The following is a 12583-nucleotide window of genomic DNA, read 5'->3' as shown; positions in this document are numbered from 1 at the left end:
GCATGGATTTCGCACGCCAAGTCCTGATCGACCCGCTTTTGCCGATGCCGGTGCTTTATGCGCTCGGGGGGGCGGTGCTGTTGGTCGTGGCCCTGTCCGTCTGGCGGGGGCTTTCCGGCTGGCCCTATCGCCTGCTGGCCGGGGCGGCGCTGCTGGCGGCGCTTCTCAACCCGTCGCTGCAATCGGAAGACCGCGAACCGCTCTCTGACATCGTGCTGGTCGTGATCGACCAATCGGCAAGCCAGCGCCTGTCGGACCGCGAAAGCCAGACCGCCGAGGCGCTTGAGGGGCTGGAACGCGAAGTGGCCGGTCTGGGGATGGAACTGCGCGTCTCATCCGTGGGGGATGCCGCGGACAATGCCGGCACGCTTCTGATGGCCGAACTCAGCCGCATGATGGCAGAGGAACCGCGGGCGCGCGTCGCCGGGGCCATCCTGCTGACGGATGGGCAGCTCCACGATGCCGATCTGGTGCCCGACATGCCCGCCCCGATCCACGCCCTGCTGACGGGGCGCGAAGGGGATTGGGACCGGCGCCTCGTCATCGAGACGGCCCCAGCCTTCGCCATCATCGACGAGGAATTCACCCTGCGCCTGCGGATCGAGGACCAGGGCGCGGTGCCTGCCGAGCTTGCCGGCCGCTCCGAGATCGAGATCGCCATCGATGGCGGCGAACCGCAAAGCTACCTGGTGCCGGTTGGTGAAACGCTGGAACTGCCCCTGACGCTGGACCATGCCGGGCAAAACGTCGTGCAGTTCACGGTGCCCGAGGCCGAGGGCGAGTTGACGGACCGCAACAACGCCGCCGTGGTGCAGATCAACGGCATCCGCGACCGGCTGCGCGTCCTGCTGGTTTCGGGCGAGCCGCATCCGGGCCAGCGGACGTGGCGCAACCTCCTGAAGTCGGACCCGGCTGTGGACCTTGTTCATTTCACCATTCTGCGCCCGCCCGACAAACAGGATGGCGTGCCGGTATCGGAACTCTCGCTGATCGCCTTCCCCACGCGGGAGTTGTTCATGGAGGCGGTGGACGAGTTCGACCTGATCATCTTCGACCGCTACCAGCGGCGCGGCATCCTGCCGATGCTCTATATCGACAATATCCGGCGTTACGTCGAAGACGGCGGCGCGCTCCTGCTGGCGGCGGGGCCGGACTTTGCCTCGGCGGCCTCCCTCTACCGGACGCCTCTGGCCGATATCCTGCCGGGCGAGCCGACGGCACGCGTGATCTCGGCTCCGTTCCTGCCCGAGATTTCCGAGTTGGGGCAGCGTCATCCGGTGACAGCGGGGCTGGAGGCCGAGCACACGCCGCTGCCCGATAGCGAGGCGCCGTGGGGGCGTTGGTTCCGTCAGATCGAGTTGCAGGAACGCGGTGGACAGACGGTGATGGTCGGGGCCGAGGGTGCGCCGCTTCTGATGCTGGACCGCGTCGGAGAAGGCCGCGTGGCCGAGCTTGCCTCGGACAATGCCTGGCTCTGGGATCGCGGCTACGAGGGGGGCGGTCCACAGCTGGAACTGCTGCGCCGGCTGGCGCACTGGATGATGGGCGAGCCTGACCTCGAGGAAGAGGCGCTGGTGGCCGAGGCCGACGGTCAGACCATCACCATCACGCGGCGGACACTGGCCAACGCGGTGGGCGAGGTGATCGTGACCGCGCCCGATGGCACCGAAGAAGTGGTGACGCTGGAGGAAACCGCACCGGGCCGCTTCACCGCCGAGATCGAAGGCGCCGAGCAGGGGCTTTATCGCCTGACCGACGGCCTTCTGGACACGGTCATCGCGCTTGGCCCCGCGGCCCCGCGCGAATTCGAAGAGACCATTGCCTCAGGCGATCGCCTGACCGAGGTGGTCACGCCCCTGTCCGGCGGTATCCTGCGGCTTGAAGACGGTCTGCCCGACCTGCGCCGGGTCTCCGAGGGGCGCAACGCCTCGGGCCGGGGGTGGATCGGGCTGACAACGCGCGAGGCTTACCTGACGACCGATATCACGGTCACGCCGCTTATCTCTGCATGGCTCTTCCTGCTGATCGCGGCGGGCCTGATGCTGGCGGGGTGGCTGCGCGAAGGGCGTCAGTAGCGGGTCAATCCAAAAGGACCGGGCCAAAACTGGCCCTGTCCCATCCTTCGACAGTCGTACGGGCGCGGATCATGACCTCGGTCACCTCCGCCGGGATCGCGACGCCCGACAGGGATCGTGTGAAGGGCTGTTCCTCCACATGCGGGTGGAGCAACTCGCGGGTGCCAAGAACCTCGCCTGAGAGGGTTTCGATCCGCCAGCCATCGGCGTAGTCATCCCAGCCCGTGTCGCCATGGCGCAGCGTGACCGCGAAGCGCCAGCCGGTTTCGCCGCGCTCGGCCATGACATCGATGATGGCGGCAGGGTCAGCCTTTGCGGCCGTTGCAGAGAGGGTGAAGCTGAGAAAAAGGGCGCGGACCATGGGCGAAGCCTAGCACGTCGCCCTCGACCGCCCGGATCAAAACGGCTTGAACACCACCAGGAAGAGCACGACGATCACCGCCAGAACGCTGATCTCGTTGAAAACACGCAGGTAGAAATCGCTTTCGTCGAATTCACCCCGGCGCGCGCGCAGCACCAATCGCCCGGTCCAGCCGTAATGCACCGCCAGCGCCGTCACGAGCCCCAGTTTCGCCCAGGCCCAGGTCGGAAAGCCCCACCACCAGAACAGGTAGAGGCCCGACAGAATCGCAATCACGCCAAGGCCGAGCGAAAAGCGGTACAGGCGAATGGTCAGGTCGCCCGTCGGCCCGAACTCACCCAGCTTTGCATACTCACGTTTCCAGTAAATCAGCGCACGCGGCACCGCGAAGATGCCGGTCATCCACCCGAGAACGCACAACAAATGCAGAACTTTGATCCATTCCATGCCGTCACCAGTGACGCCGGGCGGCCCGATCTGCAAGATGCGAGAATGTCCCAGGGTGATTTTCATTGCCTTGAAGCATTATTGGTTATATTTCTTTACCAATTCCTAGGCGACACGGAGGAGGACCGCCCATGGAGATGCCTGCACCCGATATGGACATCCTGTCCCGCAAGGACCGGATCGTGCAGAGATTGCAATCGGTTCTGCCGAAGACGGCGGTCATCCATGACGATGTCGAGACGCGCGCCTATGAATGCGACGCGCTGACGGCCTACAAATGCCCACCCCTCGCGGCGGTTCTGCCCTCGACGACCGAGGAGGTGGCGGCCGTTCTGAAGATCTGCCACGAGGAAGGCGTGCCCGTTGTGCCCCGTGGGGCAGGGACCTCGCTGGCCGGGGGGGCACTGCCCACGGCTGACAGCGTGATCCTGGGCGTGGCCCGCATGAACCGTGTGCTGGAAGTCGATTACGACAACCGCTTCATCCGCGTTCAATCGGGCCGCACCAACCTGAGCGTGACCGGTGCGGTGGAGCAGGAAGATTTCTTCTATGCGCCCGACCCCTCCAGCCAGTTGGCTTGCGCGATCGCGGGCAACATCGCGATGAATTCCGGCGGGGCGCATTGCCTGAAATACGGCGTGACGACGAATAACCTGCTGGGCGTGACCATGGTCACGATGGAGGGCGAGATCCTCGAGATCGGGGGCGCGCATCTGGACGCGGCGGGCTATGACCTGCTGGGGCTGATCTGCGGCTCAGAGGGGCAGTTGGGCGTCGTGACCGAGGCGGCGTTGCGCATCCTGCGCAAGCCCGAGGGCGCCCGGCCCGTTCTGATCGGCTATGACAGCAACGAGGTCGCGGGCGAATGCGTCAGCGACATCATCAAGGCGGGCGTGCTGCCGGTGGCCATCGAGTTCATGGACCGGCCCTGCATCCGCGCAACCGAGGCATTCGCCAAGGCGGGCTATCCCGATTGCGAGGCGCTGCTGATCGTCGAGGTCGAAGGCTCGGAGGCCGAGATCGCCGAGCAGCTTGGCGTCATCACCCAGATCGCGCGGCGCCACAACCCGGTGGAATTGCGCGAGGCGCAATCGGCGGACGAGGCGGCGCGCATCTGGCTGGGCCGGAAATCGGCCTTCGGCGCGATGGGTAATATCAACGATTACATGTGCCTTGACGGGACCATCCCGGTGTCGTCGCTGCCCTATGTCCTGAAGCGGATCGGCGAGATGTCCGAGGAATTCGGGCTGGACGTGGCCAACGTGTTCCATGCGGGCGACGGCAACATGCACCCGCTGATCCTGTTCGACGCGAACAAGCCGGGCGACCTGGAAACCTGCGAAGCCTTCGGCGCCGAGATCCTGAAACTCTGCGTCGAGGTGGGCGGCTGCCTGACCGGCGAGCATGGCGTGGGGATCGAGAAGCGCGACCTGATGACGACGCAGTTCGCGCCCGATGACCTCGAGGTGCAGATGCGGGTGAAGGACGTTTTCGATGCCAAGTGGTTATTGAACCCGGCCAAGGTGTTCCCGCTGTCGATCTCTGCCGAACGCAGGGGTTTCGCCGCCTGACGGCGGCGACCCGTGCGAGGGGGCTGTCTGCCCCCTCGCGCTCCCCCGAGAGTTTTCTTGCCAAGATGAAGGAGCGGGCGTGGTGCTGACCCCTGCCGACGAGATGGAACTGAGCGAAATGGTGGCTGCCGCCAGCGGGCCTTTGCGGATCGCGGGGGGTGGCACCCGACCGATCGGACGGCCGTCGGAGGGCGATACGCTATCGGTTGCGCGCTTGTCCGGTGTCGAGCTTTACGAGCCGGGCGCGCTGACCCTGGTGGTCGGGGCAGGGACGCCGGTGGCAGAGGTTGAGCGTGTCCTGGGAGAAGAGAACCAGCGTCTGCCCTTCGAGCCGATGGATCACCGCGCGTTGCTGGGGACAGATGGTGCGCCGACCATCGGCGGGGTCGTGGCCACGAATGCCTCGGGCCCGCGGCGCATCCAGGCGGGGGCCTGCCGGGACAGCCTGATCGGCGTGCGGTTCGTCGACGGGTCCGGCACGCGGCTGAAGAACGGGGGGCGGGTGATGAAGAACGTCACCGGCTACGACCTCGTGAAGCTGATGGCGGGAAGTTACGGCACGCTCGGCGTGCTGACGGAAGTAAGCTTCAAGGTCCTGCCCGCGCCTGCCGCCCAGGCCACGGTGTCTCTGCCAGGGCTCAGCCCGGCGCAGGCGGTGGAGGCGATGGCGGTGGCGCTTGGATCGCCCTACGAGGTGAGCGGGGCGGCGCACCTGCCGGATGCCGACGGTGGCCCGGTGACATTGCTGCGGCTGGAGGGGTTTGCCGACAGCGTGGCCTATCGCAGTGGCAAGCTGGGCGACGCGTTGAAGCGGTTCGGGGCAGCCCATGTCGAGGCCGACAGCGCCGAGGTCGCGGCGACATGGCGCGCGATCCGCGATGTGGAGGCGTTCGCCGGGACGCCCGGGGACGTCTGGCGCCTGTCCGTCAAACCCTCGGATGGCGCGGAGATCGCCGAGCGCACCGGCGGCAAGGTGATGTTCGACTGGGGCGGCGGGTTGATCTGGGTGCTGGTGCCCGAGGGCACCGACTTGCGCGGTCGGCTCGGCGCCTTCGATGGCCACGCGACCCTGGTCCGGGCCAGCGCGGAGACGCGCGCGAAGCTTCCGGTCTTTCAACACGAACCGGAGCCGCTGGCGCGGCTGTCACGGGGTTTGCGGGAAAAATTCGATCCGCGGGGCATTCTGAACCCGGGTCTCATGGGGTAAGCGATGCAGACGACATTTACACCCGAACAGTTGAAAGACGCGACGACCGCGCGCTCGAACGAGATCTTGCGCACCTGCGTGCATTGCGGGTTCTGCACCGCGACCTGCCCGACCTACCAGGTCCTAGGCGACGAGCTCGATAGCCCGCGCGGGCGGATCTATCTGATCAAGGACATGCTGGAATCCGGGCGGCCCGCGGATGAGAAAACCGTCAAGCATATCGACCGCTGCCTGTCCTGCCTTGCCTGCATGACGACCTGCCCCTCGGGGGTGCATTACATGCATCTTGTCGATCACGCGCGGGAGTATATCGAGCAGACCTATAAGCGCCCCTTCATGGATCGCGCGCTGCGGTGGGTTCTGGCGCGGATCATTCCGTATCCGGGGCGGTTCCGTCTGGCGCTGCGCGGGGCCAAGATCGGGCGGCCTTTCGCGTTCCTGATGCCGGATGCGCGGCTGAAGGCGATGCTGGAGATGGCGCCCAAGCAGATCCCGCCGGTCAGCCGCAACGACGATGCGCAGGTTTTTCCGGCGGTGGGCGAGCGGCGGATGCGGGTCGCCCTGATGACGGGGTGCGCGCAGCGGGCGCTGAATACAGATATCAACGACGCCACGATCCGGCTGCTGACGCGGCTGGGGGCCGAGGTCGTGATCGCCGATGGGCAGGGCTGTTGCGGGGCGCTGACGCATCACATGGGAAAATCCGACGAAAGCCATGCCTCGGCGGCGAAGAACATCCGCGCCTGGACGCGCGAGATGCAGGGCGGGGGGCTCGATGCTATCGTCATCAACACCAGCGGTTGCGGCACGACGGTGAAGGATTACGGCCACATGTTCCGCGAGGACGCGTTGGCCGATGACGCCGCTGCGGTGGCCGGTATCGCGATGGATGTCTCCGAGGTTGTGACGAAGCTGGGCTTGCCGGACGGGGCGGGTGTCGGTGGCGACGCGCCCCTTAAGGTGGCCTATCACGCCGCCTGTTCCTTGCAGCATGGGCAGCAGATCAAGACGCTGCCGAAGGACCTTTTGAAGGCGGCGGGCTTCAAGGTCGTGGAGCCGGTGGACAGTCACCTGTGCTGTGGGTCCGCCGGGACCTACAACCTGATGCAGCCGGAGATCTCGAAGGAACTGAAGAAGCGCAAGGTCGAGACGCTGGAAATGACCAAGCCCGACCTGATCGCGGCAGGCAATATCGGCTGCATGATACAGATCGGTTCGGGCACCGAGGTTCCGATCGTCCACACTGTCGAGTTGCTGGACTGGGCGACAGGCGGTCCAAAGCCGCCTGCCTTGCAGCGCGATGGGGCCGCCGAGGTGCCGATCCTGCGCTAGTTTTCCGTTTTCGGCTGAAGCTCACTTTTCATCGGGCACGTCTTCCTCGATCAGGAGGTCCTCGTCGACGCAGCTTCCGTCGACAACGATCGTGCCCGGCGGGCAGGCGTCGCTGAGGAGGTCCTCCTCCATCGATTCCGGCGGTTCCATGGCGATGGGTGCACAATCATGGCTGTCGGTGCCGGGGGCGCAGGCCGAGGTGATGTGGCCGTCGACGGTGGGATCGTCACATTCGCCGTCATTCGCCCTTTGGCACAGATCGTTCGCGACGGCCGGAGCGGTGCAGATGAAGGCCAGGAAAAGGGCCACGGAAAAAGACGTCGGGCGCTATTTGGATAGGGCCATTTCGGTCTCCTCTCGCGCGATCCGGGCGATTGCAGGTCGTGTCCTGAAAAGTCCTGAGCCCAAGCACGAAACATGGCCTTGATCCGGGTCAACGTCGGGCGGCTTGGCCAGCCATGGCCGCAAGCGTTCTTGGCGCCGTAATTCGGCCCGATTGCACGGGCACCGTCCGTGCCAACCGAATCTGACCTGTCCGCGCATGAAATACCTCTCGGTCCTTCTCATGGCGGTCCTTGCTGCGTTTCCGGCACTCGCGCAGCAGGACGGCGCTTTGCATAGCCTGACCACCGGCGATGACATCCGGGGGTGGGAAGCGGTCGGTCGTCTCGACACCGGGGTCAGTTTTTGCACCGCGACATTGATCACACCCGACCTGGTGCTGACCGCGGCGCATTGCCTGTATCATCCGAGGACCGGCGCCCGCCTCAGCGATGATGCGCTTCTGTTTCAGGCCGGCTTGCGAAACGGACGGCCCGAGGCGCTGAGAGGGGTAAGGGCAAGCCACGTCTCGCCGGGCTATGTCGCGGCCAACCGCACCGAATTGTCGATGATCGCGCTGGATCTGGCCTTGCTTGAGCTGGACCTGCCGTTACGGACGGGGCGGATTGCACCCATCCCGTCGGGCAGGGGGGCTGTGCCGCGCACGGAGGTGACCGTGGTTTCCTACGGCCAGGATCGCGAGGCCTTTGCCTCGATCGAGGAGGGGTGCGAAATCCTCATGCGGCGCGACAGCGTGCGGTCGCTTTCCTGTCGCGTCGACCAGGGCAGTTCAGGCGCGCCGGTCATGCGGATGACGGCCGATGGCCCCGAGATCATCGCGGTCATGGCGGCCAGCGGGCGGGACAGTGCGGGTGGCGCGATGTCCCTGGCTGTCGCGCTGGAGGGCCGATTGGACGACCTGATGGCCATGCAGGCTGGGCACGCATCCGGCGGGGCCGTCACGATCATCCGCCCCGGCGCGACCGGGCGCGGGCGCTTGGAAGGCCATTTCATCCGTCCCTGATCCGGTGCGGCAACGGGCTTGAAACCCGTCCGACACGATCCCAAATTTTGCGTATGCCGACGCCAATGACGGGTCGGCGTATCGTTCAGGCAGCGCCCGGGGTCGGGGCTGCCGCCCACATAAGTTGTCGCTCAATGGAGGATGACCCATGCGAAACTACGATCTTTCGCCGCTTTACCGTGCCACTGTCGGCTTTGACCGGATGGCCGACCTGCTCGACCGCGTAATGACGCAAGACACCGCGGCCAGCACCTACCCGCCCTACAACATCGAGAAGACCGCCGAAGATGCCTATCGCATCTCGATCGCCGTGGCCGGCTTCACCGAGGCCGAGTTGAGCGTCGAACAGCGCGAGACCGAACTGGTGATTGCCGCGCGCAAGGCCAAGGACGAGCAGCCGCGCACCTTCCTGCATCGCGGGATCGCGACGCGCGCGTTCGAAAAGCGTTTTCAACTGGCCGACCATGTCCGCGTGACCGGTGCGACCCATGAGAACGGCATGCTGCATGTCGATCTCGTTCGCGAAGTGCCCGAAGCCCTGAAGCCGCGCCAGATCGAGATCACCTCGTCGCGTCCGGCGGCCATCGAGGCCGAGAAGGCTGCCGATACCGAAACCGCCTGATCGCGTGTTTCGAGACCGTTGCGAGGGCGGCCCGGTCGGGCCGCCCTTTTTGCGTCAGGGGGCCACGCGCAGGCGGCGCAGGCTGACCACCCCGGCAAGCGGGGCCAGGACGCACAGCGCGATCACTGCGCCATAGCCCGCGAGGTCAACGAGGATCGCCCCGAGGCCCGGCGCCAAGGCGAAGGAAAAAAGCGACAGGCGCGCGACCGCCCCCGCGCTTTCGCCGAAACCGGCGTCGCCCATGACGTCGCGGGTCACGACCGGGCGCAGGATGCTGATGACGCCATAGCCAAGGCCTTGTCCGACCGCGAAGGCGAGGACCAGCCAGGGAAACGCTGCCGCCCCGGCCAAGGCCAAGGACGCCAAGGCCAGCAAGATGAAGGCTGCTTGCGACAGGTGCCGCGCCTGCACGCGCGCGCCTGCCAGTGTCAGGATGATACGCCCGGACACCTGCGCCGGACCGATGAGAGAGGCCGCCAGGATCGCCATCGCATCCACCACGCCAAGCGATGCCATAAGCGGCAACAGGTGGCTGAGCAGAATACCGGTGCCAAGTGCGCCGAACGCGAAACCGATCCCGAGCGGCCAGAACTCTGCCCGGGCGAACGGGCTGCGGCCCTTGCTTTGCGTCTGCGCTGGCTGGACCGGCGTCCGGTCGCGGGCTTCGGCCTCCAGCCGGCGGGCGGCGAATGTGGCGAGCGGAATGTTCAGGACCAGGACGAGGCCAGCCAGAACCCACACGGCGGCGCGCCAGCCTGCGGCCTCGGTCACGGCAGCGGTCAAAGGGTAGGCGATGGTCGAGGCGAAACCCGCCACCAGCGTGATGGCGGTGATCGCCTGCCGGGCCGACGCGCCGCGCGCCCGGGTCACGATGGCAAAGCAGGCATCGTAAAGCGTGAAGCCCATCATCACCCCCAGCCACGCCCAGACCGCGTAGAACCCCCAGAGGCCCTGAACCTGTGTAAGCGCAACAAGGCCAACCACAGCACCCACCGCGCCAATCGGAAACCCACGGGGCGCAAAGCCCCGGTCGATCAGGCGACCGACGGACGGCGCCGCCAGCCCTTGCAACGCCAGCGCGACGCTGAAGGCCCCCATGGCCGCTGTCGCAGACCAGCCGAAATCCTGCTGCCAGTGCAGCACAAGCGCGGGAAAGCTGTAGAAGATTGCCGCCCAGATCAGGGTTTGCGCGACCATGAACGCAAGGATGGGCGGATCGCGCAGAACGCTCATGGGATCAGGCGCAAGGGCTCAGAACCATTGCCCCGGTTCCATCAGCCCCAGTTCCATCAGTTGCAGCGACGACCAGTGAAATGGCACCGACTTGTGCCATCTGAAATCCGAGATGTCGCAACGCGAACCGGGGTTCGTGCGCAGTGCCTTCGCCACCCGGAACGAACAGATCGCCGCCGACAGAGAGTTGTGCCACGGACAGGTGTAGGTGTTCATTTCCTCGTCGCTCAGCGTGTGATCGTCGCGCAGGCGAACCCCTGGCAGGGCCTGGAACAGGCCGACACGGTCGATCTTGCGCTTGGGCTGGGCGACGTGTTCCTCGAACCGCCATCTCAGGCCGCCGTAGAAGTCCAATTGCCGCTCCATCACGTCGCCGGCGGCATTCCTGCGCGTCTGGGCGTAGTAGCCCGAACCGTCCAGCATCGCTGTGTCCAGGGATACGGCATCGGGATGAACGTTCAGGTCGGGCGCATAAAGGTCGATCACATAGGTCAGGATCGCGCTGCGGCGTTCCTCCATCACCCAGGTTGTCATCTCGCCGACGGTGCGATCCTCGCAGAACGGGTAGAAAAGGTACTCGCCGTTGAAACAGTAATGCACCCATTCACCCGGCACCTTCTCGGCCAGGGCGTTCACGGCCTTGGTCACGGCACCGGGTTGGCGGGACGGATGGCGGATGATGTGACGTGTCTTCTCGGCGCCGGCCGGGGGCGGCGGCATCTCCAGGCCCGCGGGGGCCAGCAAGAATATCGCCTTGAAGCCAAGGCTCTGCACGTGATCGAGGGTCGAGGCCAGTTCGACCCTGTCCTCGGCAATGACGAGGGCGAAGGGCCCTTTGCCGTATTGCCCCTTTGGGGCTGCCTTGAACTGATCCAGCGTGTCGAAATCCATGCCTGCCTGATCCGTGTCTGCCCCGCCCGCGCCGGTCCGCGCGGTTTTGCGCAGATTGGCCCCGGACGCGCCGATTTGCAATCGCCCAACCCGGTGTGAGGGGAGGGGCGTTGATAGCCTTGCCCCCATGCGATACATGCCGCGGGTCAAAGAATGCTTACGGAACACGCGCCATGACCGGGACGAAGAAACTCTACGTCAAGACCTACGGCTGCCAGATGAACGTCTACGACAGCGAGCGCATGGCCGAGGCCCTGGGCGCGCAGGGCTACGAGCAGGTGGAGAGCCCCGAGGGCGCGGACATGATCCTGCTGAACACCTGCCATATCCGCGAGAAGGCCGCGGAAAAGGTCTATTCCGAGTTGGGCCGGTTCAAGCCGCTGCGCGAGGCGAACCCCGATCTGAAGATCGGAGTGGCGGGCTGCGTCGCGCAGGCCGAGGGCGAGGAGATCATGCGCCGCCAGCCGATGGTTGACCTTGTCGTTGGGCCGCAGACCTACCACCGTCTGCCGTCGATGATGGAAGCGCTCGGGCGTGGGGAAAAGGCGCTCGACACCGAGTTTCCCGAGGAAGACAAGTTCGCCCATCTCCCCAAGGCGCGCCTGCCCAAGCGTGGGCCGACCGCCTTCCTGACCGTGCAGGAAGGGTGTGACAAGTTCTGTTCCTTCTGCGTGGTGCCCTATACGCGCGGGGCCGAGGTCAGCCGCCCGGCCGACCGCCTGCTGCGCGAGGCCCGTGATCTGGTCGAACGGGGCGTGCGCGAGATCACGTTGCTCGGGCAGAACGTGAACGCCTATCACGGTGCGGGCCCGGATGGCGGGGAATGGGGCCTTGCACGGCTGATCCGCGAGATGGCGCGGATCGACGGGCTGGATCGCATCCGCTTCACCACCTCGCACCCCAACGACATGGAGGACGACCTGATCGCCGCCCATGGCGATTGCGACAAGCTGATGCCTTACCTGCACCTGCCGGTTCAGGCGGGGTCGGACAAGGTCCTGAAGGCGATGAACCGCAAGCACACGGCCGAGCAATACATCCGCCTGATCGAGCGTATTCGCGCGGTGCGGCCCGACCTGCACCTGTCGGGCGATTTCATCGTCGGTTTTCCGGGCGAAACGGAAGAGGATTTCCAGGCCACGCTCGACCTGGTCGAGACCGTGGGCTACGGCACGGCCTATTCCTTCAAATATTCCGCGCGCCCCGGCACGCCCGCCGCCGAACGCGCGATGGTCGATGCAGCCGAAGCCGACGACCGCCTGCAAAGGTTGCAAGCGCTGATCACCAAGCAGCAGCGCGCGACGCAGGACGCGATGGTGGGGCGCACGGTGTCGGTTCTGTTCGAGAAACCGGGCCGCATGCCCGGCCAGATGGTCGGCAAGTCGGAATACCTCCACGCGGTGCATGTGGACGGACCCGAGGGCCTTGCCGGGCAGATCGCCAAGGTCGAGATCGTAGAGAGCCGCCCGAATTCCCTGTCGGGCCGACTGCTCGGCTAA

Annotated in this window: 12 protein-coding genes; 7 read left to right on the top strand and 5 right to left on the bottom strand. The window is 65.9% G+C overall.

The annotated features are described in order from the left end of the window. Nucleotides 1-2 precede the first annotated feature (2 nt). Nucleotides 3-2075 carry a hypothetical protein gene (locus tag ABD923_RS09695; protein ID WP_259550443.1) on the top strand — a complete coding sequence of 691 codons (2073 nt, stop codon included), beginning with the start codon at nt 3-5 and terminating at the stop codon, nt 2073-2075. Nucleotides 2076-2079: 4 nt separating this feature from the next. On the opposite strand, the gene ABD923_RS09690 is transcribed toward ABD923_RS09695, so the two are convergent. Together ABD923_RS09690 and ABD923_RS09685 are read right to left on the bottom strand one after the other, a co-directional pair. After that, nucleotides 2080-2436 (bottom strand): hypothetical protein, encoded by a 357-nt coding sequence (locus ABD923_RS09690; RefSeq protein WP_259550442.1) that lies wholly within the window; start codon nt 2434-2436, stop codon nt 2080-2082. 36 nt (nt 2437-2472) lie between these two features. After that, the gene (locus ABD923_RS09685; protein ID WP_259550571.1) at nt 2473-2883 is read right to left on the bottom strand and encodes a CopD family protein; all 411 of its coding nucleotides are present in this window, start codon (nt 2881-2883) and stop codon (nt 2473-2475) included. A 131-nt stretch (nt 2884-3014) separates the two neighbouring features. Here ABD923_RS09685 and ABD923_RS09680 point away from each other — a divergent pair, with 131 nt between their 5' ends. The 3 genes from ABD923_RS09680 (at nt 3015) to glcF (ending at nt 6993) form a co-directional block, all read left to right on the top strand. Then, nucleotides 3015-4454, top strand: a complete 1440-nt coding sequence (locus ABD923_RS09680) for an FAD-linked oxidase C-terminal domain-containing protein (protein WP_259550441.1) — start codon at nt 3015-3017, stop codon at nt 4452-4454. A gap of 85 nt (nt 4455-4539) precedes the next feature. After that, nucleotides 4540-5661, top strand: a complete 1122-nt coding sequence (locus ABD923_RS09675) for an FAD-binding protein (protein WP_259550570.1) — start codon at nt 4540-4542, stop codon at nt 5659-5661. Between the two features lie 3 nt (nt 5662-5664). Continuing rightward, entirely contained in the window at nt 5665-6993 is a 1329-nt protein-coding gene (glcF, locus tag ABD923_RS09670; RefSeq protein ID WP_259550439.1) for a glycolate oxidase subunit GlcF, read from the top strand. 21 nt (nt 6994-7014) lie between these two features. On the opposite strand, the gene ABD923_RS09665 is transcribed toward glcF, so the two are convergent. Beyond that, nucleotides 7015-7302: a hypothetical protein gene (locus ABD923_RS09665; protein ID WP_259550438.1), complete on the bottom strand. Its 288-nt coding sequence runs from the start codon at nt 7300-7302 to the stop codon at nt 7015-7017. A gap of 232 nt (nt 7303-7534) precedes the next feature. On the opposite strand from ABD923_RS09665, the gene ABD923_RS09660 reads away from it, so the two are divergent. After that, a complete protein-coding gene (locus ABD923_RS09660) occupies nt 7535-8338 on the top strand; it encodes a trypsin-like serine peptidase (protein ID WP_259550437.1) in 804 nt (267 codons plus the stop codon). 148 nt (nt 8339-8486) lie between these two features. Then, entirely contained in the window at nt 8487-8960 is a 474-nt protein-coding gene (locus ABD923_RS09655) for an Hsp20 family protein (protein WP_222190903.1), read from the top strand. Nucleotides 8961-9014: 54 nt separating this feature from the next. Here the strand turns inward: ABD923_RS09655 and ABD923_RS09650 are convergent, their stop codons facing one another. Next, on the bottom strand, nt 9015-10193 hold the full coding sequence (locus ABD923_RS09650) for an MFS transporter (protein ID WP_259550436.1): 1179 nt from the start codon (nt 10191-10193) through the stop codon (nt 9015-9017). Nucleotides 10194-10211: 18 nt separating this feature from the next. After that, nucleotides 10212-11084 carry a hypothetical protein gene (locus tag ABD923_RS09645; RefSeq protein WP_259550435.1) on the bottom strand — a complete coding sequence of 291 codons (873 nt, stop codon included), beginning with the start codon at nt 11082-11084 and terminating at the stop codon, nt 10212-10214. Between the two features lie 173 nt (nt 11085-11257). Between ABD923_RS09645 and miaB the strand changes: the two genes are divergently transcribed. After that, a complete protein-coding gene (gene miaB, locus ABD923_RS09640; RefSeq protein WP_259550434.1) occupies nt 11258-12583 on the top strand; it encodes a tRNA (N6-isopentenyl adenosine(37)-C2)-methylthiotransferase MiaB in 1326 nt (441 codons plus the stop codon).

Source organism: [Roseibacterium] beibuensis (assembly GCF_039542305.1).
Classification (GTDB): domain Bacteria; phylum Pseudomonadota; class Alphaproteobacteria; order Rhodobacterales; family Rhodobacteraceae; genus Roseibacterium; species Roseibacterium beibuensis.
This window is presented reverse-complemented; position numbering and strand designations above follow the sequence as displayed.

Excerpts from the sequence above, each read along its gene's own strand:
- ABD923_RS09695 (WP_259550443.1), top strand. The coding sequence starts at position 3 with ATGGATTTCGCACGCCAAGTCCTGATCGACCCGCTTTTGCCGATGCCG.
- ABD923_RS09690 (WP_259550442.1), bottom strand. The coding sequence starts at position 2,436 with ATGGTCCGCGCCCTTTTTCTCAGCTTCACCCTCTCTGCAACGGCCGCA.
- ABD923_RS09685 (WP_259550571.1), bottom strand. The coding sequence starts at position 2,883 with ATGGAATGGATCAAAGTTCTGCATTTGTTGTGCGTTCTCGGGTGGATG.
- ABD923_RS09680 (WP_259550441.1), top strand. The coding sequence starts at position 3,015 with ATGGAGATGCCTGCACCCGATATGGACATCCTGTCCCGCAAGGACCGG.
- glcF (WP_259550439.1), top strand. The coding sequence starts at position 5,665 with ATGCAGACGACATTTACACCCGAACAGTTGAAAGACGCGACGACCGCG.
- ABD923_RS09660 (WP_259550437.1), top strand. The coding sequence starts at position 7,535 with ATGAAATACCTCTCGGTCCTTCTCATGGCGGTCCTTGCTGCGTTTCCG.
- ABD923_RS09655 (WP_222190903.1), top strand. The coding sequence starts at position 8,487 with ATGCGAAACTACGATCTTTCGCCGCTTTACCGTGCCACTGTCGGCTTT.
- ABD923_RS09650 (WP_259550436.1), bottom strand. The coding sequence starts at position 10,193 with ATGAGCGTTCTGCGCGATCCGCCCATCCTTGCGTTCATGGTCGCGCAA.
- ABD923_RS09645 (WP_259550435.1), bottom strand. The coding sequence starts at position 11,084 with ATGGATTTCGACACGCTGGATCAGTTCAAGGCAGCCCCAAAGGGGCAA.
- miaB (WP_259550434.1), top strand. The coding sequence starts at position 11,258 with ATGACCGGGACGAAGAAACTCTACGTCAAGACCTACGGCTGCCAGATG.